The following is a 27000-nucleotide window of genomic DNA, read 5'->3' on the forward strand; positions in this document are numbered from 1 at the left end:
ATGGACGCACGCGAGCGGTTGATCGTCGGGCTTGATGTTCCAACGATTGGCGAAGCGGAAAAAATTGTTTCCACGCTCGGCGACGACATTCTCTTCTACAAGATCGGCTATCAGCTTGTCTTTGCCGGCGGGCTGGAATTTGCCCGCGATCTCGCTGCCAGCGGCAAGAAGATCTTTCTCGACATGAAACTGCTCGACATCGACAATACGGTCGCATCCGGCGTCGAGAACATCGCCAAGATGGGCATGTCGATGCTGACGCTGCATGCCTATCCGAAAGCGATGAAGGCCGCCGTCGAGGCGGCCAAGGGCTCCAGCCTCTGCCTGCTCGGCGTTACGGTGCTGACCTCCATGGATGCTGAGGACCTCGTCGAGGCCGGCTATCAGTACGACCCGAAAACATTGGTCGCTCGGCGTGCTGAACAGGCGCGCATTGCCGGGATGGGCGGCATCGTCTGCTCCGCCGAGGAGTCAGCCAGCGTCCGCGAGATTGTCGGACCTGACATGGCGATCGTCACCCCGGGCATCCGCCCGACAGGCGCCGAGAGGGGCGATCAGAAGCGGGTGATGACGCCTTCGGATGCACTGAAGGCCGGTTCCACCCATCTCGTCGTCGCCCGGCCGATCGTCAAGGCGCCGGAGCCGCGGGAAGCGGCCCGCGCAATCCTCAATGAAATGGTTGCCGCGCTCTGGCCGGCGAACCGCTGACACATCCGCTGAAGGGGAGATAAAAATGCCCAAGGGATACTGGATTGCTCGCGTCGATGTGCGCGACCTCGAGCGCTACAAGGATTACGTCGCAACCGCAAAACCTGCCTTCGAGAAGTACGGCGCGAACTTTCTCGCCCGCGGCGGCGCGATCACCGAACTCGAAGGCAAAGCACGCGCTCGCAACGTCGTCATCGAATTTCCCTCGATGCAGCATGCCGTCGACTGCTATAATTCGCCGGAATACCAGGCTGCCGCAAAAATTCGCCATGAGGTGGCTGATGCGGAAATGGTCGTGGTCGAAGGCGTCTGAGCCAGTTTCGAACGGGTAAGAACTGCGGCGCGATGGCCCTTTTCGTCGCGCCGGTATTCGGCTAAGACGAAAACAATCACAGCATTCCAAAGCCTTTCGAGGAGCCTGCCATGACCCTTGCCAACCTGCCGCCGCTCGTTACCGTGTTCGGAGGGTCCGGCTTCATCGGCAGACATGTCGTGCGTGTGCTGGCCAAGCGCGGCTATCGCATCCGCGTTGCGGTGCGCCGCCCCGACCTTGCCGGCTTCCTGCAGCCGCTCGGCAATGTCGGCCAGATCTCCTTGGTTCAGGCCAACCTGCGCTACCGCAACTCGATCGACCGGGCTGTCGAAGGCGCCGACCATGTCATCAACTGCGTCGGTATTCTCTTCGAGAGCGGCCGCAACACCTTCGACGCCGTGCAGGAGTTCGGCGGTCGCGCCGTAGCGGAAGCCGCCCGCAACGTCGGTGCAACGTTGACGCACATTTCCGCCATCGGCGCCAACGCCGGTTCGAACTCAAATTACGGCCGCACCAAGGGCCGCGCGGAAGCCGCCATCCTGTCGATCAAGCCGGATGCGATCATCTTCCGTCCGTCGATCGTCTTCGGCCCGGAGGACAGCTTCTTCAACAAGTTCGCCGATATGGCGCGTACGTTCCCGGTCCTTCCGCTCGTCGGCGGCGGCAAGACGAAGTTCCAGCCCGTTTATGTCGAGGATGTCGCCGAGGCCGTTGCCCGCGCCGTCGACGGTAAGGTCGAAGGCGGCAAGATCTATGAGCTCGGCGGTCCTGAGGTCCTGACCTTCCGCGAATGTCTCGAAACCATACTCAAGGTTACGGTACGCAAGAATCAGCTCGTTTCCCTGCCCTTCAGCATCGCATCGCTGATCGGCAGCATCGCCTCACTCGTGCCGTTCATCGCGCCGCCAATCACGCCGGACCAGGTCAAGCTTCTCAAGCACGACAACGTCGTTTCGAAGGAAGCCGAAGCCGAGGGCCGCACACTGAAGGGCCTCGGCATCACGCCGACGATGGCGACTTCAGTGCTCGACTCCTATCTCGTGCAGTATCGTCCGCACGGCCAGTATACCGGCTCCGGCAAGGCTGCCTGATCAATCGATAGCCGGCAATTCAAACGCCGTTCGCGAGTCTTCGCGGGCGGCGTTTTCCATTTTCGCGAGGCGTCAATCCGGCACAAGCCTGGCGTGTTAAGCTGCATCTCATGTTGTGTGACGTTGCATAAAAGACGCATAGGAAATTTAGTGGAATTAACACCAAATTTAGCAGGAACATTTATTGCTATTTGCTATTCCACTGACTAAACACCCCCGCGCGTCTCCAGACAGACTCAAGGCGCCTCGCAGGCGTGCGGCAATCACTGTGAAAGGCTATTTCTGATGGGTAAGTCAATCGCGCTTCTTTTTGCGTGTGCGGCACTGGTAATCCTCGCAGGCTCCTTCATTGCGCCGGGCTCCGTCGCAGCGGTGAAGGGCAGTTGCTCGCCTGCTTACGGCGTCGATCCCTGCTCAACGGCCTCCATCACCCACTAACAGAAAAGCCGGTCCTTTCGAACCGGCTTCATTTTTTTCTCCCGGAGTGAGCGATACATATCGCTCACTCGCGTGTCCGGTGACTCAGCTGATCATGCCGGCCATCGCCATGCCGAGCAGCACAACACCCAGAATGATGCGATAGATCGCAAATACCGTGAAACGGTTGCTCCTGATATAGGCCAGCAGCCACTTGACGGCGACGAAGGCGACAATCGTGGAAACGACGAAGGCAATGCCGAGCGCGGTCCAGTCCTCGTTTGCCGCACCGCCATCCTTGAAGGTTTTCAGGAGCGAAAAGGCGCTTGCCGCATACATGGTCGGAATACCGACCAGGAAGGCAAATTCGGTTGCCGCAGCGCGATTAGCCGTGCCGGCGAGCATGGCGACGAAGATCGTGGCACCCGAGCGGGACGTTCCGGGGAAGACGCCGGCAACGACCTGGGCAATGCCCACAAGTATGGCGACGAGCCAGGTGATATGGGAACTCGGCGGGCGGCGGGCGGCAGCCCATTCGGCAAAGATCATCCAGATACCGCCGATGATCAGCGCCCAGGCAACCGGCGTTGCGTTCTCAGGCAGTTCGAAACCGAGCTTCTTGACCAACAGTCCGAGAACCGCCGTTATCAGAAAGGCGACAATCAGCTTAAAGGCATAATCGCGGTTTTGCGGATCGCGCCAGCCAAGCAGCAGATCGAGCAGACGACGCCAGTAGATGATCGTAACGGCGAGGATCGCTCCTGCCTGAATGACGATGTTGAAGGTGTCGCTGCGAGCGCCGAGCCACTGCTCCGCAATGATCAGATGGCCGGTGCTCGAAATCGGCAGGAACTCTGTGATCCCTTCTATAATGCCCAGAATTATAGAGTTTATGTAGTCCATAAAGTGTCTCCGGTTTGGGGTTCGGTCGGACTGGAATGGCGGTCAGGCTATATTGCACTGCACAATCATCATTCGCCAGAGCGGGAGGCAAGAAAAGGCGAGCGGGGAGTTGCGATCGTTCAGGCAGCCATGTTTTGTCCCTTGTCAGGCAGGTGTGGCCCGATTCGCTTGTATTGAAGGGGCCAAGCTCCTATAGCTTCAACTAATGAGTCATGACTAGGGCGGTATAATCGGCGCGCCCCTGAGCCCATGCACAACAATCAAAAGTCCGAGTATCGATGCCCACGCTTTATCATCATCCCATGTCGTCCGCGTCTCGCTTCGTCAGGCTCATTCTGGCGGAATACGGCTATCAAGCAGAGCTGATCGAAGAACAGACCTGGGAGAAACGCCGCGACTTCCTGGCGCTCAACCCGGCTGGCACGCTGCCCGTCTATGTGGACGACAGCATGCGCGCGCTCTGCGGCGCGACGGTCATTTCGGAATATCTCGACGAGACGCATGGCGTGCTGAAGCGCGACCGCCGGTTGCTCGCCGAAGATCCGTTCCAGCGCGCGGAAATCCGTCGCCTGACGGAATGGTTCATGCAGAAGATGGAAAACGACGTCACCAAGCCGCTGGCGCGCGAGCGCGTCTACAAGCTGCAAATGACGGCCGATCAGGGCGGCGGCGCCCCGGATTCCAAGATGTTGCGCACGGCACGCGCCAATATCCGCCAGCACATGCGTTATCTCACCTGGCTCGCCGGCTCGCGCCAATGGCTCGCCGGCGAGCGGATGAGCTATGCCGATCTTGCCGCCGCAGCCTCGATCTCCATTCTCGATTATCTCGGCGAGATCGACTGGTCGGAATCGCCACTCGCCAAGGACTGGTACCAGCGGCTGAAATCGCGCCCCTCCTTCCGTCCGCTGCTCACCGAGCGCGTGCGCGGTCTGACGCCGGTTTCCCATTACGCCGACCTGGATTTCTGACGAGGGCGTTTGATGCCCGAACCGAAAGCCGAAGATATCAAGGAGCGGAAGCGCCGCGACAATTTGACCGCCTTCCTGAAGGCGGAATCGGCCGCTCTCGGCTTCGATCTCTGTCGTGTCACCCGCCCGGATTCGATCCCAGACGCAAAGGATCGGCTCGGCCAATTCATCGATGCCGGCCGGCACGGAACAATGGAATGGATGGCGGAAACGCGTGAGCGCCGCGGCGATCCGCGCACGCTCTGGAGCGATGTGCGCGCTGTTGCCGTCTTCGGCCTCAATTACGGGCCGGACGAGGATCCTCGCGGCATTCTCGACAAGAAGGATAGGGCGGCAATCTCCGTCTACGCCCGCAACCGCGACTATCATGACGTCATGAAGGGCCGACTGAAGGAGATCGCCACCCGCTTCGCAGCCAAGGCTGGCGCAGACGTAAAGGTCTTCGTCGATACCGCACCCGTCATGGAAAAGCCGCTGGCCGCGGCGGCCGGTCTCGGCTGGCAGGGCAAACACACCAATCTCGTCAGCCGCGAGCACGGCTCCTGGCTTTTCCTCGGCTCTATGTTCACGACTGCCGATCTCAATATAGATGCCTCGGAGACCGATCATTGCGGCTCCTGCCGCGCCTGCCTCGATGCCTGTCCGACGGCTGCCTTTCCTGCGCCCTACCAGATCGATGCGCGCCGTTGCATTTCGTATCTGACGATCGAGCACAAGGGGCCGATCGATCCCGAGTTCAGGCCGCTGATCGGCAACCGCATTTACGGCTGCGACGATTGCCTCGCCGTATGCCCCTGGAACAAGTTCGCAAACGAAGCGTCGGAAATGAAGCTGAAGGCGCGTGAGGATCTGAAGCAACCTTCGATCGCCTTCCTTTTGACCCTCGACGACCCGACCTTCCGCACGTTCTTCAGCGGTTCGCCGGTCAAGCGCATCGGGCGCGACCGTTTCATTCGTAATGTGCTGATCGCTGCAGGCAATTCCGGCGAGCGTAGCCTGATCGAGCGATGTCGCGCGCTCGCCGCCGATGCCTCGCCTGTCGTGCGCGGCATGGCGGTTTGGGCACTGTCGCGGCTCATGGAGGCTGGCGAATTCGAAGCCTTTGCCGCACAAAGGGAAAATGAGTCGGACGAAGAGGTCCTCAACGAATGGCGACTGGCGGGGGTAAGCTAATGCATGTGATGATCTTTGGCTGCGGTTATTCCGGTACGGCGATCGCCAGAGCTTTTGGTGACAGCAGCATGCGCATCTCCGGCACGACCCGTTCAGAGGAAAAAACGGAAGAGCTGCGGAGATCCGGGATCGAAGCCTTCATCTTCGACGGCGAGACCCTGAGCGACGATCTGCGTGCGGCGATGGCCGGCGTTACGCATCTCGTGCAGTCGATAGCTCCGCGCGATGCCGATCCGCTGCTTGCATTGCTCGGTAACGACAGCACGGTGCTTCTGCCGAAGCTGCAATGGATCGGCTATCTCTCCACGGTCGGCGTCTATGGCGACCACAAAGGCTCCTGGGTGACCGAGGAAACCCCTTGTGTGCCGGTTTCCGGCCGCTCCAAGGAACGTCTGGACGCTGAGGACGCCTGGCTTGCGCTCGGACGTGGCCGCGACGTACCGGCCGCAATATTGCGTCTTTCCGGCATTTACGGACCAGGACGCAACGCCTTCATCAATCTGGATCGCGGCACGGCGCGCCGCATCATCAAGAAGGATCAGGTCTTCAACCGCATCCGCGTGGAGGACATCGGCGCTTCCACCCGCTTTTTGTCAGAGCATGAGCTCGGTGGCATCTATAATGTCACCGACGACCAGCCCGGCCCGCCACAGGATGTCATCGTCGAAGCCGCCCGCCTGATGGGCGTCGCACCGCCGCCAGAGCAACCTTTCGAGACTGCCGAGATGACGCCCATGGCCCGCTCCTTTTATGGAGAGAACAAGCGGGTTTCCAATGCCAAACTGAGGGCCACGGGCTTCCGTTTTGCCTTCCCGAACTATCCGATGTCGCTCGCCCAGCTCTGGCAAAATGAGGGGTGGCGGGGCTGACGACACCCTCCCATTCGGGTGAGAGGGCTATAATTCAAAAAGAGTAGAAATTTCCTACTTTCTTATTTTAACGAATTAAATTTCGCTCCGCATTATGGTTAACGGCCTCTAAATTTGCGCAAATGTGGCAGCAAATATGGCGGTCTGAGCAAAAATTTTTTGTGATTTCCGGCGGCCATCAAATGTTTACCGTTTTCCCGAAAAAATCGTTCGGATTTTAGCTGATTTCATTAGGTTTTTTCCACAACTCATCAAAGCGGTGTCCTGCTACCGCAATGTTACCGGAATCACAAATATTACAGACCGTAACGTTCCGTGATCGCGATCGGCACTTTTTCGCCACTTTTCCCCGGATTGAAGCCCCACCGCCTGTGAAGGCGCAAGTTCAATAGTTGAGGGACAATCCGTTTTGAAGAAAATCTGCCGTTCTCTAATCACTACCGCAGCCATTGCAGCCTGCTCTTTCATCCTCCCGGCCGAAGGATTTGCTGCTAACGGATGTGGCGGTGCTTCGTGGTACGCACTTCGCTCCAAAACTGCTTCCGGGGAACGCATGAACCCGGCCATCTATACTGCCGCACATCGCTCTCTGGCATTCGGCACCAAGGTGAAGGTCACCAACCGCAACAACGGCCGCAGCGTCGTCGTTCGCATCAATGATCGTGGTCCGTTCATCCGCGGTCGCGTACTCGACCTGTCACGCGCTGCTGCCCAGAATATCGGCATGGTCTCTACAGGTACTGCGAAGGTTTGCTACGAAGTCATGAGCTGAGGCTACGTCCTCCGCAAAATCCCTGCGCCGGATGCGGCGCTTGCTCTTGCCGTCAATCGCGGGTAACCACGCGGTTGAGACTTGTAAACAATCTGCCCCGCCATCAGGCTTGCTGAGGCTCTTTCCTCGCGGATCGTTCACTAGCCAAGGCAACAGGAGAAGTTTGAATGCGTTTGGGCGGCCGCCTCGAAGGGGCGATTTCGGTTCTGGCTGATATCGATGCCCGTAAAAGGCCTGTCGCCGATGCGCTGAAGGACTGGGGCCTCGCTCACCGTTTCGCCGGTTCTGGCGACAGGGCGGCGATCGGCAACATTGTCTACGACGCGCTGCGCATGCGACTGTCCCATGCCTATCTGATGGACGACGRCAGCGCCGTTGCCATTGCCCATGCCGTCATGTTCCGCCAATGGGGTTTTACGCCAGAAAAGCTGGCCGCCGAACTTGCCGACGACAAGTTCGCGCCGACGCCGCTTTCGGCCGACGCACTCGCGGCCTTTACGAGCCGCTCTCTTTCAGACGCAGCCCCGCATATTCAGGGCGATATTCCAGAATGGGTGCAATCCTCCTTCGAACAGGCTTTCGGCAGCGAATGGCTTTCCGAGGCGCAGGCGCTTGCCGGACGCCCGACGCTTGATCTGCGCGCCAATATCCTGAAGGCCACCCGCGAAAAGGCCGTCAAGGCGCTGGAACGCGCCGGTGCGAACGAGGCGAAGATCGCACGCTACGGCATCCGGATTGCCGCCGGCGAAGGTGCCTCGCGTCTTCCGAACGTCACGGCCGAGCTTTCGTTCCAGAAAGGCTGGTTCGAAGTTCAGGACGAGGGATCGCAGATCGTTGCGGATCTGGTTTTGCCTGGGGATGGCGAGCAGGTGCTGGATTATTGCGCCGGAGGCGGCGGCAAGACGCTCGCCATGGCGGCTGCAATGCACAACAAAGGCCAGGTCCATGCCTATGATGCCGACCGCAAGCGGCTTGCGCCGATCATCGAGCGGCTGAAGCGCGCCGGCACACGCAACGTTCAGGTCCATGACGATATCAGAGGCCTGACCAGCCTGCGCGACCGCTGCGATAAGGTGCTGGTCGACGCGCCCTGCACCGGCACAGGCACGTGGCGCCGGCGCCCGGATACGAAATGGCGACTGACGGCCAAGAATCTCGACGAGCGCACTGCCCAGCAGCAGGACGCGCTGACGCAGGCGAGCAGCTTCGTGCGCCCCGGCGGCGAACTGATCTACGTTACCTGCTCGGTGCTGCCGCAGGAGAACGAAGAACAGGTACGGCGCTTTGCCACCGACAACAGCGACTTCGAGATCATTAGCGCCCTGCCCGCCTGGGACAGCCTGTTCGGCGAGGATGGGACGCGCCCACGCTCTTCCGACGGCAAGACGATCACACTGACGCCGGCCTCGACGGATACGGACGGCTTCTTCTTCTGCCGCCTCAAAAGAAAAGGCTGAGCCTTACGGCGACGGCGCCCGCAGCGGATATTGATGCCGCGGTGGGATGAAGTGATGCACGACGGCGATCGCGACCAGCAGGACGCCGCCGAACAGGACGACTGCAAAGAGCGTCAATCCGCCGAGATGCGAGCCGAGAGCAACAAGCGGCACGGCGCCTGCCGGCGGATGCGTGACCCTCAGCGCCAGCATGCCTGCGATTGCGATACCGACGGCGATTGCCGCGACCCACCAGAGACCCGGAAAGAAGAAAGCGGCTGCGGCGCCGACCGCCGCAGCAAGAACGTAACCACCAATGACATTTGCCGGCTGGGCGAGCGGGCTCTTCGGCTRCCCAAAGATCAGAACCGCCGTTGCGCCGAAGGGCGCAATCAGCAGCGGAATGCCTGTCGTAACAGCAAGGATGCCGACCGAAACCATGCCGATGACGGCACCAATTCCGGACTTCAGATGCGCATGGAACGCGCCCTTCGGCTCGTGGCGATGAATGAAATGCCTGATGTGATGACGCATGAAGGCCGGTCGGATGAGGTGTTCAGGAGGATCGGATGAAGGATTAAGCAGAGTGCGCGATTAATAGCGCGCGTCTTGCTGAATTTTCAAGCAAATGCTTTTCAAATAGACAGGCCGCTCGCGGAAATCCATCCTTAAAACCATTCCAAACTAGAGTGTTTGACACCAGTTTGCTTTTGGGCGAAGAGACGAATGCCGGATTCAGACGGAAATCCGTCACAGGAGAGGATTATGAAGCTCAACCGCACGTTCCGAGCAGCTGCGCTGGCGATTGCCCCCGCCGCCCTGCTCGCCCTTCCCGCGTATGCGGCAGCCGACGCAGCCGCTGTCGTGAAGCATTACGCCGAAGTCGCGCATGCCAAATATGAAGATTCGCTGACAACAGCCAAGGCGCTCGACGCGGCCATCGACGCGTTTCTGAAGTCGCCTGATGATGCGACGCTGAAAGCCGCCAGGGATGCCTGGATCAAGGCACGCGTTCCCTATCAGCAGACGGAAGTCTACCGTTTCGGCAACCCTGTTGTCGACGACTGGGAAGGCAAGGTCAACGCATGGCCGCTCGACGAAGGCCTGATCGATTACGTTGATCCCTCCTATGGTACGGAAAGCGACGAGAACTCCCTCTATGTCGCAAACGTCATCGCCAACAAGACGATCAAGATTGACGGCAAGGATGTCGACGCCTCCAAGCTGACGCCGGAATTCCTCTCCGGTACGCTCGCCGAAGCCGGCGGTATCGAAGCCAACGTCGCGACTGGCTACCACGCCATCGAGTTCCTGCTCTGGGGCCAGGATCTGCACGGCACGGGACCAGGCGCCGGCGAGCGTCCTGCGAGCGACTATGATCCGAAGAATTGCACGCACGGCAATTGCGACCGCCGCGCCGAATATCTGAAGTCCGCCTCCACGCTGCTTGTTTCCGACCTGCAGGAAATCACCGATGACTGGGCGCCCGACGGAGAAGCCGCAAAGCATGTCGAAGCCGATCCGAAGGCCGGCCTCGTCGCCATCCTGACGGGTATGGGTTCGCTCTCCTATGGTGAGCTCGCCGGCGAGCGCATGAAGCTTGGCCTGCTGCTGCACGATCCGGAAGAAGAACATGATTGCTTCTCGGACAACACCTACAATTCGCATCTGAACGACGCGATCGGCATCGCCGCTGCCTATTCGGGCGAATATACCCGCGTCGACGGCACCAAGATGACCGGCCCGTCACTGCACGACCTCGTCGCCGCCAAGGATAAGGCTCTCGACGCCGAGATGACCGGCAAGCTCAACAAGACGCTGGATGCCATGCACGCCATGGCCAAGCGCGGCGAGACGGTCGAGAAGTACGACCAGATGATCGGCGAGGGCAACAAGGAAGGCAACGCCGTCGTTCAAGCCGCCATCGACGGTCTCATCGACCAGACGAAGTCGGTCCAGCGCGTTATTGCCGCACTTGACCTCGGCACCGTCGAGCTTGAAGGTTCCGACAGCCTGGATAATCCTAACGCTGTCTTCAAATAAGCAAAAAGGCGGGCCGCTCCGAAACCGGAGTGGCCCGGACCCTTGAAATGTCGCATAACCCGGCCAGACGTCTTTTTATCAGCGCAGCTTTCTGCGCTTCGCTTGCCGGGCTTCCCGTCGCCATAGCTGGCGCCTTCGATCTTCCGACTGGACGTACGGATCTTTCCGATGTGGATTTGAAGCGCGTCGTCGATGTCACGCGGCCGACCGGCGATTTCACCAAGGCCGAACCCTACGAGGCGATGCAGGCGGGTGCGGCGACCTCTATCGATCCGATTACCGAAGACAGTTTCTCGCACATCTCGGCCAATATCCCTTTCGAGGAAGAGCAGAATTTTCGGCTCGGCAATGCGCTCTTCCGCAAGCTCTGGGTTTCCGCGCCCTCCTCGACGCAGGCATCCGATGGGCTTGGGCCGCTCTTCAATGCCCGCTCCTGCATGAGTTGTCACGCCAATGACGGCCGCGGCAAACCACCGGAGGGCGGTTCGAGCGCTACCTCGATGGTCCTTCGCGTGGCCCGTGCGGCAAAGACATCTGAGGAAGAAAAAGCGATCGCCGACGCCGATGTCGTCAATTTCCCCGATCCTGTTTACGGCCACCAGCTTCAGGATCTCGCCGTTCCAGGACTTGCAGCCGAGGGCAAGGTCGCGGTCACCTACACCGAAGAGACGATCACGCTTGCCGGCGGCGAAACGGTGAAGCTGCGCAAGCCGGCCTATTCCGTCAAAGACCTCGCCTACGGCCCACTCGACCCGGCGACAACGATCTCGGCGCGCATCGCCCCACCGATGATCGGCCTCGGGCTGATCGAAGCAATTCCCGAGGCAGATATTCTGGCCCATGCCGATCCTGATGATCTCGATCATGATGGTATTTCCGGTAGGGCCGCGATCGTGCGCGATCATCGCACCGGTCAGATCGCACTCGGCCGTTTCGGTTGGAAAGCGCAAAATGCCACAGTGCGCGACCAGAGTGCGGATGCCTTCTCCACCGATATCGGCATCTCGACGCCGGATGCGCCGAACGCTGATGGCGACTGCACCGCGGCTGAGACAAAGTGCCTCGCCATGCCTGATGGCGTGCAAAAACGGCTCGGCAATGAGGAGGCGCCTGGCCCGGTGCTCGATCTCGTTACTTTCTATTCCGAGAACCTCGCCGTGCCGGCGCGCCGCAAGGCAAGTTTTGCCGGGACCCTGCGCGGCAAACAGCTTTTCTACGAATCCGGCTGTATTTCCTGCCACGTGCCGAAGTTCGTCACCCGCCGCGATACGGCTGAGAAGGCCCAATCCTTCCAGCTCATCTGGCCCTATTCCGATTTCCTGCTGCACGACATGGGCGATGGCCTGGCCGACGGACAACAAGTAGGACTGGCCAGCGGACGTGAATGGCGCACGCCGCCGCTATGGGGTATAGGACTGACCCGGACTGTCAGCGGACACAGCTTCTTCCTGCATGACGGCCGCGCCAGAAATCTCACCGAAGCAATTCTCTGGCATGGCGGCGAAGCTGAAAAAGCCCGTAGCGCATTCTCCTCGCTGTCAAAAGACGATAGAGAGGCCCTGATTACATTCCTGGAGTCACTTTGATGCGCCCCTGGCACACCCTGCTTTGCCTCGCTTTGACCGGCCTTGCCACATCGGCTGCCGCCCAGAGCGCCGCACCGCCCGCTTCGGGCCTCAACGAGGATGCTGTGCCTTCAGTCATGCAGCGCGCTGTCGACGAGGTCATCCGCCCCGGCTATCGCAATATGCAGCAATCATCCGCGCGCCTGACGACGGCCATGAACGATCTCTGCGCCTCCGGGACGCAGCAGACGCTCGACCGCGCCAAGTCAGCATTCGACGATGTGATCCGTTACTGGTCGACGATTGAGATCGTGCAGACCGGCCCGGTCATCCAAGACAATCTCTTCGAACACATCCTCTTCTATCCCGATCGCAAGGGCGTCGGCCTCAAGCAGGTTCAGGCGCTGATCGCCAAGGCCGATCCGAAGGACGCGACCGTCGATGCCATTGCCGGCAAGAGTGTGGCCCTGCAGGGCCTGACCGCACTCGAATATGTGCTCTATGGCAACGGCTCCGACGACCTCATCAAGCAGAAGGGCGGCTTCCGCTGCCTCTACGGCCAGGCCGTCGCCGGTAATATCCAGCGCGAGGCCGGCGAGGTGGTCGCCGCCTGGGAAAAGCCTGATGGTGTGCAAGCGAGCTGGAAACATCCCGGCCCGCAGAGCGACGATTTCACGGACAACAAGGAAGCCGTCACCGCGCTGCTCGGCATCCTTGTCCACGGCGCCGAGAATGTCCGCGACCAGCGGCTGGAACAGTTCTACAAGGGCAAGGATTCGCCCGCTCGCCCGCGCATGGCGATCTACTGGCGTTCGAAGAACACCTGGAAATCGATGGCCGCCAATCTCGAGGGCATCCGTACGCTCTGGCAGAAGGCCGGCATGGCCGAACTGCTGCCGCCGGAGAAGAAGGCGGTTGCCGATTCAATCGACACCAAGCTGAAGACGATCATCGACGGCGTCTCGAAGCTAAACCCGGATATCGAAGTCGCGGTCAGCGATGCGGAAAGGGCCAAGCTCGATACGTTGCTGACCGAAAGCCGCGATCTCATCACCACGATCAGCGATCAGTATGGAGCGGCAATCGGTCTTTCGGCCGGCTTCTCCTTCTCGGACGGAGACTGAGCCGATGTGGCGCAGCGCCGCCATCGACCGACGCGGTTTCATCAAGGCCTCCGGTATCGGCTTTCTGGCTGCGCTGAAACCTGAAGCGCTGCTGGCGCTCACCCGCGCCGATGCTGTGTACGCCTCCGGTATCCGCGCCGCCAACGGCTCCTTTGCCGTGGCGACGGTCACCGAGCGCGGGGAGATCGTCGATCAGGTGCCGCTGCCCGCCCGCGCCCATGGCATGGCCCATAGCAGCGCAACCGGGCGCACCGTCGCCTTCGCCCGCCGGCCGGGCACGTTCGCGATGATCTTCGATCCCTGGAACAAGGGCGAACCTATCGTCATCACGTCGCTGGAGGGCCGGCATTTCTACGGCCACGGCGCTTTTTCCCCGGATGGCCGGCTGCTCTATGCCAGCGAGAACGACTTCGACAATGGTAGGGGCATGATCGGCCTCTATGATGCGACGAACCGCTTTGTCCGTATCGGCGAATATGAGACCTATGGTGTCGGCCCGCACGACATGACGATTTCCGATGGCGGTCGCATGCTCATCGTCGCCAATGGCGGCATCGAGACACATCCGGATTTCGGCCGCACCAAGCTCAATCTCGGCAATATGCAGCCGTCGCTGGCGCTCATCGATGCGGCGACCGGCGCGCTGATCGAAAAACATACGCTGCCACCGCAATGGTCGTCGGTCTCCACGCGCCATGTCGATGTCGATGCCAGTGGCCGCATCTGGTTCGCCTGCCAATATGAAGGCCATCGGAAGGACCTGCCGCCGCTCGTCGGCCATTTCGCCAAGGGCGAGGATCTTGTTTTCATCGACTTGCCCACGGAGACGACGCGACGACTTGCCAATTATGTCGGGGCGATCGCAGTCAACCGAAAGGAAGGTCTGGTCGGCGTCACCTCGCCGATCGGCGGCGCGTCCGTCACCATCGATGCGAAAACGGGCAAGGTGCTGCGTGAGGACAGCGTTCGCGATGCCGCAGGCATTGCGCCTGCTCCCGGCGGCTTTGCCGTTTCCTCCTATGATGGCGATTTCCTGTCGGCTCATAGCGATGTCGCCTGGGATCAGCATATCGTGCGGATCGCTCAGCCGGCACTGATGCGATAGTCTTTCCATTCCTTTTCAGTGACTTCGGCGGCTGCCCGCGCAGCCTCGTAGAGCCAATCCTCGCCACGGGAGCGCAGGTCATTGCGAATTGCCGCAGCACTTGCCGCGTCATCTGAATGGCAGTTGGCGATCTCGAAGCCCATCAGTTCCAGCATGGCGCCGTCCAGGAGCGTCTTCGCATCGGTCTCGATCTCGATCTTGCGGCTGTTCGGCGAAAGCCGGCGAACAAGAATACGGCCCGACACTGCGAAATGAGGATCTGGGCTGCGCATCCGCCCGGCGGCGATGACACCGGTTCTGATGACGTGATCTCCTGATCTTGCCAGCGACCAGGCCGAGGGCACAAGCGCCTTGGCTTCACGCAGCACAGGCCCACCGCGCCACTCCTTCACATAGGCGACAAAACGTGGCCGCCCGAGGCTGCCCGTTCCCTTCTTCTTGACTGGTAGGGGCGTAAAACTTCCTGCACCCCTCGGCAGGGCATTCCTCAGCGCATCAACGAAGCGGCCGGGAGCCGGCTTTTCATCGGGTTTATGCTTGTCCCATTTCTTCCAGAACTCCTTCCGCTCATCCTCCGAAAGCAGCAGCTTGTCGCGCAACCAGGGATGATCACGCTCCAGGATGATGGGATTCGCGTGCTCAAGGCCGCGCGCATATCCGGCGAGAATGAGCTCGGCGATCGCCTTGCCGGAAACCCCGGCGCCTGGCTGAGCCAGAATGGCGCTTGCCACCAGCCGCACGAGATCCAGCCCGTAGGGCATGAGCGCTGCATCGTCGAAATCATTGGCACCCCACACTAGCCGCCCCTCGATATCCCGCCAGGTGCCGAAGTTCTCCAGATGCGTATCGCCGATCGACAGCACTTGCGGCATGTCGGCAAGCTCCGGCCTGACGGCGTAGATGATCTCCGCCCAGCGCCAGTAGGTAGCGCGCAAGAAGGAGAATGCCTCCTCGCGCATCTTCCTGTGTTTCTCGTCGATACCCTCCTGTACGAGCTCGCCCTGCAGCTCGTGTGCCAGCCACGCCTCGTAATCGCTCATAGATTGAGAAAATCTCTTCATCGGCTCGCCCTCAGGTTTGATTGATCATAATCCTGCGGAGCCTTATTCAGAAGAGGTTTTGGGATGATCCCAAAACGGACGCAACGCGGCTCACCATGCTGAGATGAACCGCGCCGACCAATGTGATCATACGGGAAGCGGAGCTTCGGCGTTTACGAGATCCGCCTTGCGCAGTTCCCGCCAGAAATCACCAGGGACCAGTTCGCCGAGTGCGGCCCGATCTTCGGCTATGCGGTCCGGTTTGCTTGCGCCGGGGATGACGGCGGCGACTGCAGGATTAGCGAGAGAGAATTGCAGCCCCGCCGCCTTCATGCTGATGCCGTAACGATCGGCAATTGACTTGATACGCGCGACCTTGTCGAGGCTCGCCGGTGTGGCGGGCGCATATTCGAAGTTCGGACCGCCGACCAAAGCGCCGGAACTGTAGGGGCCGCCGACGACGATGCCGAGACCACGTTCGGCAACCATCGGCATCACGCGTTGCAGCGCCCGATCATGATCGAGCAGCGTGTAGCGACCGGCCAGCAGAAAACCATCCGGCCGCGGCTCCTGCAGAGCCAGCAGCAGTTCAATCGGTTCCACACGATTGACGCCAAGACCCCAGGCCTTGATGACCCCTTCGTCGCGCAGACGATCCAGTGCCTTGAAGGCGCCCTTGCGCGCGCTTTCGAAGATAGCCAGCCACTCGTCACCGTAAAAATCCTGTGCCACATCGTGGACCCAGGCGATTTCGATATGGTCGGTCTTCAAGCGTTTCAGGCTGTCCTCGATTGACAGCAAGGTCGCATCTTCCGAGTAATCATTGACGATCTTGTTGGGTCGGCCGTATTTGAAGACTTCGCCCTTCTCGCCGAGATCGCGGGTGCTGATGTCTTCGATCTCGTCAAGGATCACACGCCCAACCTTGGTGCTGATCGCATATTGATCCCTGGGTTTACCGGCGAGCGCCTCACCCATGCGGAGCTCGGCAAGCCCTGCGCCATAGAAGGGCGCGTTGTCGAAATAGCGGATACCATCGTTCCAGGCGGCTTCCACGGTTGCCAATGCTTCCTGCTCCGGAATATCGCGGAACATGTTGCCGAGCGGAGCGGCGCCGAAGCCGAGCTTGCCCGGGAGAATGTCTTTGAGTGCCATTGTTTAGTCCTCGAGATAGTTGTGAACGTTCGCTGGCCTGTCAGGCAATCTGTACGGGATCGAGCACCAGGGCCCTGCGTTCGGCGAGATCGTTGATGACAGCGAAATAATCCCGGAAATGCGGCGTCTCGCGATGGGCGGCCACGGCGGCGTTGTCCGCATAAAGCTCATCCAAGATGAAGATGTCAGCATTGGCCTGATCCTGCCAGATATCCCAGCACATATTACCGGGTTCTGCCCTGCTGGGGCCGATCATCCCGGCGAGAAGCGCCTTCAATTCATCGGCCTTGCCTGGTCGGGCTGTCAGGATCGCCACGATCTTTATGGGATTGGACATGATTGCTTTTCCTTCTTCAGATCGGGTTCCCGCGGGATGCGGAATGGTCGCACCCCGCGAATCTCTTGAGATCATGCCATGGCCAGCGAACGATCGAGCGCTGCCACGAATTTTCCTGCGAGCRCACGGTCCGAGCGCGGATTCTGGCCGGTTATAAGTTCACGGTCTTCAACTACATGCGGCTCGAAGTCGGCCGCTGTCGTGATGACCTTGCCGCCGGCGGTCTGCAGCGCGTCGACCACGTTGAAATAGAGCTTGGCATGCAGGATGTAGTCCTCGACGACCTTTTCTTCGCTGTTGGAAAAGACAGTCATCTTGTATCCGGCGTATAGCCAGTCTTTGGCCCATTCCGCGGCCTTGGCAGGCACTCCGGCAATCAGGGCGGCACGAAACTCGCGGGCATGCGGCATGGCGGCTGCGACAGCTATCGGGCCGTGGCAGAGAAATGCGGTCGGCTTGGAGCGCTCATGGAAATGGCGCAGGATTTCACCCATATCCGGATCCTGCATCAGATCAACTACCGGCGCCTGACCGCCCGGCACGAAGACACCGGCGTAATTGTCGAGACCCTCCTCAACGATAGAACGCAGCGTGCGAACCTCATTCATTGCAGGGTCATTTGCATAGAAGGTCTTGGCGCGTTCGTAGGCAACCTTGTCGCCGCCAAAATGATCCGGCGTGTCCGAGGCCTCGTCGATATGGGGCTTGGTGCCATCAGGCGTTGCCAGAACGATTTCGTAGCCAGCCTCGACGATTGCCAGTGCCGGCACGACAGTCTCGTTGAGATACTGGCCGGTGGCTCCCGTGCGGCCGCCCTGGATTTCGATGCGGGTAGCGTTGGAGCCGATCAGAAGTACTTTTGCCTTGCTCATTGTCATCTCCGTTTGCCGTGGTTGGCGTCCTTTTGGATGGCCTAATCATGCTCCGGGACGACATATTCCAGAAGTTTATTTCTATGATTTCAGATATTCATGTGACATTATAAGTCATGCGATATGACCTCAATCTGCTACCCGTCTTCATCACGCTGATGGAGGAGCGCAGCGTCACCCGCGCCGCCGATCGGCTGGGAATTACGCAGCCGGCGCTCTCCAATGCATTGGCCCGTCTGCGCGAAATGATGCAGGACCAGCTCTTCATCCGTGAGCGCTACGGCATTCAGCCGACTCCGATGGCGTTGGAGCTGGCGCCGGTCATTGCCGCGGCATTGGCAAAGATCGATGACGCCATCCTCGGCCAGCAGGATTTTGATCCAAGGCAGGCCGAGCGGCTGATGACGATTGCGCCGAACAGCTATGTGGAGTTCGTGCTGGTGCCGGCGATCGTCGCGCGGCTTCGCGAGGTTGCGCCGGGCATCCGGCTTCGCCTCACGCCCTTCGGCACAGATCTCGGCGAGACAGGTGTGATGTCCGGCACCACGGCAATGGTGTTCGGCCGCATCATCGATCCGCCTGACAATCTGGTCGTGCAGCATCTGATGGACGAGGGCCTTGCCTGCGTGGTGCGTGCCGATCACCCCGAGATCGGGGACGGCATTTCCCGGGAGCAGTATGAGCATATGCGGCACGTCAACGTACTTCCGCCCGGACGGCTGCGCGTCGGCCTGTTTACAGCACTGGAACAACAGGGGATCAAGCGCGAGGTCGCAGTCTCCGTTACCCATTTTCTGGCGGTGCCGGAAATGATTGCAGTGACGGATTATTGCGCGACACTGCCGAACAGGATCTGCCAGCGCCTCGCGGCAGATCCTCGTCTGAAAGTCCTGCCGGCGCCTGTCGATCTCGGCACATTTCCGATCGAAATGGCCTGGCATGTCCGCTACCGCAACGATCCCGCGCATCGCTGGCTACGGACACTGATCAGCGACATCGTCAACGAAGCCCTGGACGCGAAGTAATTGGGACGAATAATTCCTTGTTCCCGCAAGCAACACAGTTCGGCGCCGCGTGATCGAAAACTTGTATCGAAAGACAAAACCGTCGTCAGCCGGATAGAAACCTTGTCGAATCCGGCCGGCCATGCCACTTTCGCGATCGCAAGAGGGACCATGATGAACGACACCGACAGGGGCGATTTCCGCGAGCGGATCAGCCAGAGTTTTTCCCGCCAGGCGGCCATGAACACCATTGGCGCTGAGTTGACGCGTGTCGAGCACGGCATGGTGGAAATCGAGCTTCCCTTCGACGTCAAACTGACACAGCAGCACGGCATTTTGCACGCGGGCATCATTTCCGCAGCGCTCGATTCGGCCTGCGGTTTTGCGGCCTATAGTGTTATCGATGCCGAAGCCTCGATCCTCACGATCGAGTTCAAGGTCAATCTCATGTCGCCGGGGCGTGGCGAACGCTTCCTCTTCAGGGGCGAGATCACCAAGCCCGGCTCCAACATCATCGTCGCCGATGGGCGAGGTTATGCGATCAGCGACGGGCCTGCCAAGCTCATCGCGTCCATGACCGGGACGATGATGGTCATTCGCGGAAGAGAGGGAATTACGGGATGAAATTCGAACTGAAGTCGGTCGCAGGCAAGTCCATCCTGTTCGTCATGGCCGCGGAGGCCGAATACGGCCCGTTCCTGCGCTCGCGCATCGAACCGCTGATGACCGGCGTCGGCCCGGTCGAGGCAGCAATCGCGATCACCAAGTCGCTCTCCCGTCTCGATGCATCCGACGACCTGCCCGATCTTGTGGTTTCGCTCGGCTCGGCCGGTTCGGCACGCCTGCAGCAGACCGAAGTCTATCAGGTCACCTCCGTTTCCTACCGCGACATGGATGCCTCGCCGCTCGGCTTCGAAAAGGGCAAGACTCCCTTCCTCGACCTGCCGGCGGACCTCGACCTGCCGCTGCGCATTCCCGGCATTCCCGAAGCCACCCTTTCGACCGGCGGCAATGTCGTTTCCGGTGCCGCCTATGCCAATATCGCAGCCGACATGGTCGACATGGAAACCTATGCGGTGCTGCGCGCCTGCCAGGGCTACAAACTGCCGCTGATCGGCCTTCGCGGCATTTCCGACGGTGCGGTCGAGCTGCAGCATATTTCCGGCTGGACCGAATATCTGCATATCGTCGACCGCAAGCTTTCCTATGCCGTGGACAGCCTTTTCACCGCCCTGGAGGATGGCGTTTTCTGGTTCTGAAGCAGGTCGCGCAAAAGTGTGTAGCGGTTTTTCGACAACGACATGCGAAGACAAAAGCCTGAAGCATGACAGCGAATCTGAAAGATCGCGACACGCTTCAGGAGCTGAAAACAGGGACAATCGGGACAATAAAACCCGGCTGCGGCCGAATTCCCGCATTGCAAGAAGAGGCGCTTTTCATTAAAGGCTCGCCATGACCCAGACAGCACATCCCGACAGCGTTCTCATCGTCGATTTCGGCAGCCAGGTGACCCAGCTCATCGCACGACGCGTGCGTGAAGCCGGCGTCTATTGCGAGATCGTTCCCTTCCAGTCCGCCGAAGAAGGCTTCAAGCGCCTCCAGCCGAAAGCCGTGATCCTGTCCGGCAGCCCGGCTTCGACGGTCGATGAAGGATCGCCGAGGGCACCGCAGATCATCTTCGACAGCGGCCTTCCGGTGTTCGGCATCTGCTACGGCCAGCAGACGATGTGCATGCAGCTCGGCGGCTTGGTGGAAAGCGGTCATCACCGCGAATTCGGCCGCGCCTTCCTGGAGGTCGACGAGGACTGCGTCCTCTTCGAAGACCTCTGGTCCAAGGGTTCGCGCCATCAGGTCTGGATGAGCCATGGCGACCGCGTGACGAAGCTGCCCGACGGTTTCAAAGTCGTGGCGACATCATCCAACGCGCCTTACGCCTTCATCGCCGACGAGAAGCGCAAATATTACGGCGTGCAGTTCCATCCGGAGGTCGTGCATACGCCCGATGGCGCCAAGCTGATCGCGAACTTCATCCACAACATCGCCGGTATCCAGGGCGACTGGACCATGTCGGCGTACCGTCAGAAGGCGGTCGAGGACATTCGCCGCCAAGTCGGCGACAAGCGGGTCATCTGCGCCCTTTCGGGCGGCGTCGACTCCTCAGTCGCGGCTCTGCTCATTCACGAGGCGGTTGGCGACCAGCTAACCTGCATCCTCGTCGACCATGGCCTGATGCGCAAGGACGAGGCCGCAGGCGTGGTCGCCATGTTCCGCGAGCATTACAACCTGCACCTGATCCACGTCGACGCCTCCGACCGCTTCATCGGCGAGCTCGAAGGCGTTTCCGACCCGGAAACCAAGCGCAAGATCATCGGACGCCTGTTCATCGAGACATTCGAGGACGAGGCAAAGAAGCTCGGCGGCGCCGATTTCCTCGGCCAGGGCACACTCTATCCGGATGTGATCGAGTCCGTTTCCTTCACCGGCGGCCCGTCGGTCACCATCAAGTCGCACCACAATGTCGGCGGTCTGCCGGAGCGCATGAAGATGCAACTGGTCGAGCCGCTGCGCGAACTCTTCAAGGATGAGGTGCGCGCGCTCGGCAAGGAACTCGGCCTGCCCGACAGTTTCATCGGCCGCCACCCCTTCCCGGGTCCGGGCCTCGCCATCCGCTGCCCGGGCGGCATCACGCGCGAGAAGCTCGAGATCCTGCGCGAAGCCGATGCAATCTATCTCGACGAGATCCGCAAGGCTGGCCTCTATGATGCGATCTGGCAGGCCTTTGCCGTGCTGCTGCCCGTCCAGACCGTCGGCGTCATGGGCGACGGCCGCACCTACGAATTCGTCTGTGCGCTTCGCGCCGTCACCTCGGTCGACGGCATGACGGCGGATTTCTACCACTACGACATGGAATTCCTCGGCCGTGCCGCGACCCGCATCATCAACGAAGTCCGCGGCATCAACCGTGTCGTTTATGATGTAACAAGCAAGCCGCCCGGCACCATCGAGTGGGAATGACGATCTGGGAGCCCGACACGGGCTCCCGTTCTTGCCTTGGCGCCCGGGACATGTCTGAACGATAGGCTAAGTCACCTGAATAACGGGTGTTTCAGCGTCTAAATCCCGCCATAGCTAAAGCCTTCAATTTATTTGTGAGAAGCCGCCGCCAATTTTTATAGGGCTGCGTGCTGGTTATCTCGGGCGCGGCTGCGCTATCGCCCGCTCCTCACTGATTGCACCCAGAAAAAATCAACCTCAAACGGCATGGCTAAACAGCGCCACGCAAGGTTGCTGTTTGACCTTTTCATCTCATCACTGTGAAAGTCGCTGTTCCTTAAAGCCCGAGACGCGTCTCTCCCAGGGATGACCGCCGCCAACTCATCAACCCGAGGTAATCGATGCCAATTATTACGTTTGCCAATACGAAAGGAGGGGCCGGCAAGACGACGGTCGCTCTCGTTCTTGCCACAGAACTGGCTCGCCGTGGCCATCGCGTTTCCGTTCTGGATGCCGATCCCCAGCAGTGGGCCAGCCGCTGGCACCGTCTGACCGGTGACGCAGCCGAATTCGCCGTCATCTCCGGTGTCAGCGAAGATACGATCGAACAGCAGATCAAGGACCTCAAGAAGCGCGGCGGTTATATCATCATCGACTTGCCGGCCGGTCTGAGCCCGCTGATGGCGAAGGCCATCGGTTTTTCCGATCATGTGATGGTTCCGGTGCAGGGCTGCGCCATGGACGCGGTCGGCGGCGCGCAGGTGCTTGAGATCATGAAGCAGCTTGCTGCCCAGCATGATATCCGCATCCCGCATTCGGTCGTGCTGACGCGCATCAGTTCGATCATCACCACGCGTGCATTGCTGGCGGTCAAGGGTCTGCTCGCAAAGCAGCAGGTCAATGTCATCGACACGGCGCTGATCGAGCGCGCCGCCTATCGCGACATGTTCGTTTCCGGCGGCAGCCTCTATACGATGGATCCTGCCCGTGTCAGCAATCTCGACAAGGCGCAAGACAACGCCCGCTTGCTGRCAGACGATGTTCTTCGTCTCGCACCGCCGAAAGCAGCCCGCGCCAAGCCTTCCAAAAAGGCGGCTGAGGTCCTCAAGAACGCCGCGTAACGCATTCCTCAGCGCTTGATTGACGCCAGCAAACGGCTGCCGCAAAGGTAGCCGTTTCTGTTTTAAATATCCTCACAAAGCTATTTGTTCATGTTTTGTTCTTGACTAAAATGCCAATCCTGGTATGCTCCTCCTTGTCGAAACAAGGAGGCGGGCGATGTAGTCCGTAGTTCAAATGCCTCATTTTCCACTCGATCCGAATAGCGCAGGCCCCCAGAAGAAATCCAATCTTGGCGGGGAATTTCACGACAGGATTTTCTTCGCGCTTCGCCCAGCCATCGAAGCTGCATCCGAGGCGCTGGACATCGCGCAAGTGTATCGCAATAGACATGCTCTGACCGGACCCTCGCGGCCCAACGCGGTGCTTCATGTCACGCTGAACGGCATCGGCGCCTACCGTCGGCTCCCGGATGATATCGTGTTCGGCGCTGAACAAGTCGCCGCGGCAGTGCGTGCCCAGCCGTTCGAAATTGTGCTCGACGAAGCCATGAGCTTCAAGCATCCCGGCCAGCCGCAAGCCTTCGTCATCTGCGGCAGGCAAGAAAACGAAGGCCTGCTGGATCTTCGCAACCAAATTCAAGAAGGTCTCTACGAGGCCGGACTACCCTATAATGTCGGCGGACATCTGACGCCGCACATGACGATGCTCTATGATCGCAAGACCGTTCTGCCTGAAAAGCTTGACCGACCCGTGCGCTGGACAGTCCAGGAGTTCCTGTTGATCCACAGCATCTACGGGAAGAGCGAGCATCACGTCATCAACCGGTGGCCTTTGCTCGGCTGAGCTGCGCTTGCACCGCGGGTGGGGATTCGCATAAAACTCCCCACTCAATATGCACATGCGGAGCAAGATAGTGGACCTTTCAGAGATCATCATCCCGGGCGATACACCCGGCATCGAATGGCGGTTGCCGGTCATGCGTTTCAAGGGAAGCGATCCGGCGGCGCCCAAGGTCTATATCCAGGCCGCATTGCATTCCAATGAACTGCCGGGAACCGCGCTTGCGCATTTTCTCTGCCTTCAACTCAGGCAAGCAGAAAGGGAAAGACGGATCGCCGGCGATATCACGCTCGTGCCGCAGGCAAATCCGATTGGTGCGGCGCAATCGCATTTCGGCGAGCTGCAGGGTCGGTTCGATTTGGGATCGCGGACCAATTTCAATCGGGACTTTCCGCTGATCTCGGTTCGCGACCGGGAGGAGTTGCTTGACGGTCTTGATGATTATCCGGCTACAGATCGATTGAAGCGAGAGCTGTTTCATATGGCGCTCGGAGCCGATCTGGTGCTCGATCTGCATTGCGATGATGAATCTCTGCAATATGCCTATATCGACGAAGCCTTCTGGCCGGAAGCAGCGGACCTTGCCAATGCGCTCGACATGGAAGCGGTGCTGCTTTCGGATGGCGAAAGCTCCGCCTTCGAGGAAGCAGTCGGTTTTGCCTGGAAATATGAGGTGCCGGGCGAGCGCAAGGCCAAGCTTCCGGGCAAGCTTTCGGTGACGGTGGAACTGCGCGGCCGCCGCGACGTCTATCCCGATATGGCCGAGAAAGATGCCGAAGGCCTGCTGCAATTCCTGATCGGGCGCGGTGTCGTCAACGGCGGGGCAGCCGGAGACAAGACCTTCTCCGGACCAGCCGTGCCGCTCGACAACGTCGAGATCCTGCGTGCGCCGCACGGCGGTACCGTGCTCTTCCACCGCAATATCGGCGAGCGTGTCTCGGAAGGAGAGCTTCTGGCGACGATCGTCACCCGGCCCGGTTTTGCCGAGGGCGATATCGATATCCGGGCACCGCAGGACGGGCTGCTGTTGACCCGCACTTCCGACCGGCTAGTGCGCCGGCGCGGCGACCTGATGAAGATTGCCGCCGACAAGCCGAGCAAGGCAACGCGAAAGGCCGGCACGCTGGAAGACTGAACCAGCGTTCTTTTCCACACGCGGATGTAAGGCTCCGCGCAACTGTCACACAGGCTTCAAGAAAATCCGCCAAGCCGTTGCAGACATGTTGCGAAGGAGCTTTCATGCCGCATTACGACATTGCGATCGTCGGCGCGGGAATTGTCGGGCTGGCGCATGCGCTGGCGGCGGCAAAGCGCGGCAAACGGGTCGTCGTTATCGACCGCGACGCACAGGCAAATGGCGCCTCGGTGCGCAATTTCGGCTTTGTGACGGTGACCGGCCAGCAGGCCGGCGACTGCTGGGACAAGGCACGCCAGGCACGCAATATCTGGGCCGAGATTGTCGACAACGCCGGCATCGACGTCCTGCAGCGCGGGCTGCTCCTTGCCGCAAGGCTCGACGAATCCGAAGCCGTGATCGACGCCTTCCTGCGCACAGAGATGGGCGAAGGCTGCGAAAGGCTGACGATCGAGGAGGCGCGGCGGCTTGTGCCGGCACTGCGGCCGGAGGCGGGGCGCTTCACACTCTATAGCCCACATGAACTGCGGGTCGAATCCCGCACGGCCATTCCGCTGCTCGCCCGCTATCTCGAAGTCAAATATGGCATCGAGTTCCGCCGCTCGACAGCAGTGAGCGCCGTCGAGCCGCCGCGGATCGAGACGTCAACCGGCCTGATCGAGGCGGAGACGGTGGTTGTTTGCCCCGGCGACGATTTCAAGAGCCTGTTTGCGGATCGGATCGCTGCATATAACGTCACACGCTGCAAGCTGCAGATGATGCGTGTCGTGCCGGCGCAACGGGTCTCGCTCAACACCGCCGTCATGTCTGATCTCGGTCTCGGGCGTTATCTCGGTTATGCCGAATTGCCTGAGGCGACTGCCCTGAAGGCGCGGCTTGACCGCGAATTCAAGCCGGAGCGGGAAAACGGCATCCACCTGATCGTTACACAGTCGGAAGACGGATCGCTGATCGTCGGCGACAGCCACCATTACTCCGAAACGCCCGATCCCTTTGGGCTGGAGCGGGTTGACCGGCTGACCCTCGACGAGATGGATGCCGTGCTCAATCTGCCGGGCCGCTTCATTACCGAGCGCTGGATCGGCACCTACGCCTCCGCCCCGGACCGCTGGCGGTTCACCGACAAGCCTTCCGATGCGCTGCGCATCGTCGTGGTGACGGCAGGCTGTGGTGCCTCGACCGCCTTCGGCATCGGCGAAGAAACCGTCGAAGATCTTTACTGGAGCGCAGCATGACGCAATTCAAGGCAGTGGTCTTCGACTGGGCCGGCACAGTCATCGATTTCGGCTCCTTCGCACCGATGGGCGCCTTTGTAGACACCTTCAACAAATTCGGCGTCGAGGTGACGATCGCCGACGCACGCAAGCCGATGGGGCTCCCGAAGCGTGCGCATATCGCCGCGATGCTGGCCGAGCCGCATATTGCCGCCCGCTGGCAGGCGGCACAAGGCGCGCTTCCGGACGAGGCGGCCATCGACCGCGTTTACGAACTCTTCGTGCCGCTGAACGAAGCTGTCGTGACCGATTACTGCGCGCTGGTGCCCGGCGCGATCAAGACGATCGAATACCTGCGCGAGCGGCAGATGAAGATCGGCTCGACGACAGGCTATACGCGCTCGATCATGGAGCGTGTGCTCCCGCTTGCCGCTGAACAGGGTTACGCACCCGACAATCTGATCTGTGCCGACGATCTGCCGCTTGGCCGACCGACGCCGATCGGCATGTATAAATGCTTCCTCGACCTGATGGTCTATCCGGCCTCTGTCGTCCTGAAAGTGGATGATACCGAACCCGGCATTGCCGAGGGTGCCGCCGCGGGCTGCGTTACCGTTGGCGTGACGCTCTCCGGCAACGAGGCAGGTCTGACGCCTGAAGAGGTGGATGCACTTTCGCCGGGGGCGCGAGCCGAATTGCACAGGCGGATCGGCGAGAAGCTGATTGCTGCCGGCGCCGACTACGTCATCGAGACCGTGGCCGACCTGCCGGCCCTTATCGAAGAGCTCGAGGGATAAAGGCCAGGCGGCGTTTGCAGCTTTCATCCAGCGTGATATCTCCCCTGGAAAACAGGGAGA

Annotated in this window: 28 protein-coding genes; 22 read left to right on the plus strand and 6 right to left on the minus strand. The window is 60.3% G+C overall.

Translation table 11 applies throughout. The features are described from left to right. The 4 genes from pyrF (at position 1) to AC1DM5_RS14675 (ending at position 2550) form a co-directional block, all read left to right on the plus strand. Positions 1-708 carry an orotidine-5'-phosphate decarboxylase gene (gene pyrF, locus AC1DM5_RS14660; protein WP_477819152.1) on the plus strand — a complete coding sequence of 236 codons (708 nt, stop codon included), beginning with the start codon at positions 1-3 and terminating at the stop codon, positions 706-708. Between the two features lie 25 nt (positions 709-733). Continuing rightward, a complete protein-coding gene (locus AC1DM5_RS14665) occupies positions 734-1021 on the plus strand; it encodes a DUF1330 domain-containing protein (protein ID WP_007813455.1) in 288 nt (95 codons plus the stop codon). A 110-nt stretch (positions 1022-1131) separates the two neighbouring features. After that, on the plus strand, positions 1132-2112 hold the full coding sequence (locus AC1DM5_RS14670) for a complex I NDUFA9 subunit family protein (protein ID WP_477819153.1): 981 nt from the start codon (positions 1132-1134) through the stop codon (positions 2110-2112). Between the two features lie 285 nt (positions 2113-2397). After that, complete coding sequence (locus AC1DM5_RS14675; protein WP_007813451.1) at positions 2398-2550, plus strand: hypothetical protein; 153 nt, start codon at positions 2398-2400, stop codon at positions 2548-2550. A gap of 84 nt (positions 2551-2634) precedes the next feature. On the opposite strand, the gene AC1DM5_RS14680 is transcribed toward AC1DM5_RS14675, so the two are convergent. Further along, entirely contained in the window at positions 2635-3432 is a 798-nt protein-coding gene (locus tag AC1DM5_RS14680) for an undecaprenyl-diphosphate phosphatase (protein ID WP_037100744.1), read from the minus strand. Positions 3433-3710: 278 nt separating this feature from the next. On the opposite strand from AC1DM5_RS14680, the gene AC1DM5_RS14685 reads away from it, so the two are divergent. The 5 genes from AC1DM5_RS14685 (at position 3711) to AC1DM5_RS14705 (ending at position 8674) form a co-directional block, all read left to right on the plus strand. Continuing rightward, positions 3711-4403 (plus strand): glutathione S-transferase family protein, encoded by a 693-nt coding sequence (locus AC1DM5_RS14685; RefSeq protein WP_192728435.1) that lies wholly within the window; start codon positions 3711-3713, stop codon positions 4401-4403. A gap of 12 nt (positions 4404-4415) precedes the next feature. Then, positions 4416-5576 carry a tRNA epoxyqueuosine(34) reductase QueG gene (gene queG, locus AC1DM5_RS14690; protein WP_477819154.1) on the plus strand — a complete coding sequence of 387 codons (1161 nt, stop codon included), beginning with the start codon at positions 4416-4418 and terminating at the stop codon, positions 5574-5576. Next, positions 5576-6445, plus strand: a complete 870-nt coding sequence (locus tag AC1DM5_RS14695; RefSeq protein ID WP_477819155.1) for an SDR family oxidoreductase — start codon at positions 5576-5578, stop codon at positions 6443-6445. The genes queG and AC1DM5_RS14695 overlap by 1 nt, the downstream gene beginning before the upstream one ends. A gap of 409 nt (positions 6446-6854) precedes the next feature. Beyond that, entirely contained in the window at positions 6855-7217 is a 363-nt protein-coding gene (locus AC1DM5_RS14700; protein ID WP_037070615.1) for a septal ring lytic transglycosylase RlpA family protein, read from the plus strand. A 167-nt stretch (positions 7218-7384) separates the two neighbouring features. Next, complete coding sequence (locus AC1DM5_RS14705; protein ID WP_477975173.1) at positions 7385-8674, plus strand: RsmB/NOP family class I SAM-dependent RNA methyltransferase; 1290 nt, start codon at positions 7385-7387, stop codon at positions 8672-8674. 3 nt (positions 8675-8677) lie between these two features. Here AC1DM5_RS14705 and AC1DM5_RS14710 read toward each other — a convergent pair whose 3' ends face one another. Continuing rightward, a complete protein-coding gene (locus tag AC1DM5_RS14710) occupies positions 8678-9187 on the minus strand; it encodes an HPP family protein (protein ID WP_477975175.1) in 510 nt (169 codons plus the stop codon). A gap of 231 nt (positions 9188-9418) precedes the next feature. Here AC1DM5_RS14710 and AC1DM5_RS14715 point away from each other — a divergent pair, with 231 nt between their 5' ends. Genes AC1DM5_RS14715 through AC1DM5_RS14730 form a run of 4 tightly spaced genes read left to right on the plus strand, consistent with a single transcriptional unit; the run spans position 9419 to position 14490 of the window. Further along, positions 9419-10696 (plus strand): imelysin family protein, encoded by a 1278-nt coding sequence (locus AC1DM5_RS14715; RefSeq protein WP_477819157.1) that lies wholly within the window; start codon positions 9419-9421, stop codon positions 10694-10696. A gap of 47 nt (positions 10697-10743) precedes the next feature. Beyond that, positions 10744-12282 (plus strand): di-heme oxidoreductase family protein, encoded by a 1539-nt coding sequence (locus AC1DM5_RS14720; protein WP_477819158.1) that lies wholly within the window; start codon positions 10744-10746, stop codon positions 12280-12282. Next, positions 12282-13385 carry an imelysin family protein gene (locus AC1DM5_RS14725; protein ID WP_477819159.1) on the plus strand — a complete coding sequence of 368 codons (1104 nt, stop codon included), beginning with the start codon at positions 12282-12284 and terminating at the stop codon, positions 13383-13385. Before AC1DM5_RS14720 ends, AC1DM5_RS14725 begins: the two co-directional genes overlap by 1 nt. Before the next feature lie 4 nt (positions 13386-13389). Then, positions 13390-14490 carry a DUF1513 domain-containing protein gene (locus AC1DM5_RS14730; protein WP_477975177.1) on the plus strand — a complete coding sequence of 367 codons (1101 nt, stop codon included), beginning with the start codon at positions 13390-13392 and terminating at the stop codon, positions 14488-14490. Here the strand turns inward: AC1DM5_RS14730 and AC1DM5_RS14735 are convergent. From AC1DM5_RS14735 to AC1DM5_RS14750, 4 genes are all read right to left on the minus strand, one after another. Then, on the minus strand, positions 14469-15551 hold the full coding sequence (locus AC1DM5_RS14735) for a DUF2252 family protein (protein ID WP_477821639.1): 1083 nt from the start codon (positions 15549-15551) through the stop codon (positions 14469-14471). The genes AC1DM5_RS14730 and AC1DM5_RS14735 overlap by 22 nt on opposite strands. Before the next feature lie 126 nt (positions 15552-15677). Further along, positions 15678-16685, minus strand: coding sequence for an aldo/keto reductase (locus AC1DM5_RS14740; protein ID WP_477821638.1), 1008 nt, complete (start codon positions 16683-16685; stop codon positions 15678-15680). Between the two features lie 40 nt (positions 16686-16725). Beyond that, complete coding sequence (locus tag AC1DM5_RS14745) at positions 16726-17022, minus strand: putative quinol monooxygenase (protein ID WP_477821637.1); 297 nt, start codon at positions 17020-17022, stop codon at positions 16726-16728. Between the two features lie 71 nt (positions 17023-17093). Beyond that, entirely contained in the window at positions 17094-17894 is an 801-nt protein-coding gene (locus AC1DM5_RS14750; RefSeq protein ID WP_477975179.1) for a type 1 glutamine amidotransferase domain-containing protein, read from the minus strand. A 116-nt stretch (positions 17895-18010) separates the two neighbouring features. Between AC1DM5_RS14750 and AC1DM5_RS14755 the strand changes: the two genes are divergently transcribed. From AC1DM5_RS14755 to phnX, 9 genes are all read left to right on the plus strand, one after another. Further along, complete coding sequence (locus AC1DM5_RS14755) at positions 18011-18919, plus strand: LysR family transcriptional regulator (protein WP_477821635.1); 909 nt, start codon at positions 18011-18013, stop codon at positions 18917-18919. A 153-nt stretch (positions 18920-19072) separates the two neighbouring features. Further along, complete coding sequence (locus AC1DM5_RS14760) at positions 19073-19522, plus strand: PaaI family thioesterase (RefSeq protein WP_477821646.1); 450 nt, start codon at positions 19073-19075, stop codon at positions 19520-19522. Continuing rightward, on the plus strand, positions 19519-20157 hold the full coding sequence (locus AC1DM5_RS14765; protein ID WP_007813385.1) for a 5'-methylthioadenosine/S-adenosylhomocysteine nucleosidase: 639 nt from the start codon (positions 19519-19521) through the stop codon (positions 20155-20157). The genes AC1DM5_RS14760 and AC1DM5_RS14765 overlap by 4 nt, the downstream gene beginning before the upstream one ends. A 193-nt stretch (positions 20158-20350) precedes the next feature. Continuing rightward, positions 20351-21913 carry a glutamine-hydrolyzing GMP synthase gene (gene guaA, locus AC1DM5_RS14770; RefSeq protein WP_113182211.1) on the plus strand — a complete coding sequence of 521 codons (1563 nt, stop codon included), beginning with the start codon at positions 20351-20353 and terminating at the stop codon, positions 21911-21913. A 380-nt stretch (positions 21914-22293) separates the two neighbouring features. After that, positions 22294-23013 (plus strand): AAA family ATPase, encoded by a 720-nt coding sequence (locus AC1DM5_RS14775; RefSeq protein WP_477975181.1) that lies wholly within the window; start codon positions 22294-22296, stop codon positions 23011-23013. Positions 23014-23188: 175 nt separating this feature from the next. Then, positions 23189-23797, plus strand: coding sequence for a 2'-5' RNA ligase family protein (locus AC1DM5_RS14780; RefSeq protein ID WP_477821633.1), 609 nt, complete (start codon positions 23189-23191; stop codon positions 23795-23797). A gap of 70 nt (positions 23798-23867) precedes the next feature. Next, entirely contained in the window at positions 23868-24929 is a 1062-nt protein-coding gene (locus AC1DM5_RS14785) for a succinylglutamate desuccinylase/aspartoacylase family protein (protein WP_477821632.1), read from the plus strand. A 104-nt stretch (positions 24930-25033) separates the two neighbouring features. After that, the gene (locus AC1DM5_RS14790; RefSeq protein ID WP_477821631.1) at positions 25034-26164 is read left to right on the plus strand and encodes a TIGR03364 family FAD-dependent oxidoreductase; all 1131 of its coding nucleotides are present in this window, start codon (positions 25034-25036) and stop codon (positions 26162-26164) included. Further along, on the plus strand, positions 26161-26940 hold the full coding sequence (gene phnX, locus AC1DM5_RS14795; RefSeq protein WP_477821630.1) for a phosphonoacetaldehyde hydrolase: 780 nt from the start codon (positions 26161-26163) through the stop codon (positions 26938-26940). The genes AC1DM5_RS14790 and phnX overlap by 4 nt, the downstream gene beginning before the upstream one ends. The last annotated feature ends 60 nt before the right edge of the window (positions 26941-27000 follow it).

The organism is Rhizobium sp. 01T437, assembly GCF_056398505.1.

Bases quoted from the DNA above. Each gene is read 5' to 3' on its own strand.
- AC1DM5_RS14675 (WP_007813451.1), top strand. From the start codon at position 2,398: ATGGGTAAGTCAATCGCGCTTCTTTTTGCGTGTGCGGCACTGGTAATC.
- AC1DM5_RS14720 (WP_477819158.1), top strand. From the start codon at position 10,744: ATGTCGCATAACCCGGCCAGACGTCTTTTTATCAGCGCAGCTTTCTGC.
- AC1DM5_RS14715 (WP_477819157.1), top strand. From the start codon at position 9,419: ATGAAGCTCAACCGCACGTTCCGAGCAGCTGCGCTGGCGATTGCCCCC.
- AC1DM5_RS14765 (WP_007813385.1), top strand. From the start codon at position 19,519: ATGAAATTCGAACTGAAGTCGGTCGCAGGCAAGTCCATCCTGTTCGTC.
- AC1DM5_RS14695 (WP_477819155.1), top strand. From the start codon at position 5,576: ATGCATGTGATGATCTTTGGCTGCGGTTATTCCGGTACGGCGATCGCC.
- AC1DM5_RS14685 (WP_192728435.1), top strand. From the start codon at position 3,711: ATGCCCACGCTTTATCATCATCCCATGTCGTCCGCGTCTCGCTTCGTC.
- queG (WP_477819154.1), top strand. From the start codon at position 4,416: ATGCCCGAACCGAAAGCCGAAGATATCAAGGAGCGGAAGCGCCGCGAC.
- AC1DM5_RS14670 (WP_477819153.1), top strand. From the start codon at position 1,132: ATGACCCTTGCCAACCTGCCGCCGCTCGTTACCGTGTTCGGAGGGTCC.
- AC1DM5_RS14730 (WP_477975177.1), top strand. From the start codon at position 13,390: ATGTGGCGCAGCGCCGCCATCGACCGACGCGGTTTCATCAAGGCCTCC.
- AC1DM5_RS14665 (WP_007813455.1), top strand. From the start codon at position 734: ATGCCCAAGGGATACTGGATTGCTCGCGTCGATGTGCGCGACCTCGAG.
- AC1DM5_RS14790 (WP_477821631.1), top strand. From the start codon at position 25,034: ATGCCGCATTACGACATTGCGATCGTCGGCGCGGGAATTGTCGGGCTG.
- AC1DM5_RS14725 (WP_477819159.1), top strand. From the start codon at position 12,282: ATGCGCCCCTGGCACACCCTGCTTTGCCTCGCTTTGACCGGCCTTGCC.
- guaA (WP_113182211.1), top strand. From the start codon at position 20,351: ATGACCCAGACAGCACATCCCGACAGCGTTCTCATCGTCGATTTCGGC.
- AC1DM5_RS14745 (WP_477821637.1), bottom strand. From the start codon at position 17,022: ATGTCCAATCCCATAAAGATCGTGGCGATCCTGACAGCCCGACCAGGC.
- AC1DM5_RS14755 (WP_477821635.1), top strand. From the start codon at position 18,011: ATGCGATATGACCTCAATCTGCTACCCGTCTTCATCACGCTGATGGAG.
- AC1DM5_RS14740 (WP_477821638.1), bottom strand. From the start codon at position 16,685: ATGGCACTCAAAGACATTCTCCCGGGCAAGCTCGGCTTCGGCGCCGCT.
- AC1DM5_RS14760 (WP_477821646.1), top strand. From the start codon at position 19,073: ATGAACGACACCGACAGGGGCGATTTCCGCGAGCGGATCAGCCAGAGT.
- AC1DM5_RS14735 (WP_477821639.1), bottom strand. From the start codon at position 15,551: ATGAAGAGATTTTCTCAATCTATGAGCGATTACGAGGCGTGGCTGGCA.
- AC1DM5_RS14780 (WP_477821633.1), top strand. From the start codon at position 23,189: ATGCCTCATTTTCCACTCGATCCGAATAGCGCAGGCCCCCAGAAGAAA.
- phnX (WP_477821630.1), top strand. From the start codon at position 26,161: ATGACGCAATTCAAGGCAGTGGTCTTCGACTGGGCCGGCACAGTCATC.
- AC1DM5_RS14680 (WP_037100744.1), bottom strand. From the start codon at position 3,432: ATGGACTACATAAACTCTATAATTCTGGGCATTATAGAAGGGATCACA.
- pyrF (WP_477819152.1), top strand. From the start codon at position 1: ATGGACGCACGCGAGCGGTTGATCGTCGGGCTTGATGTTCCAACGATT.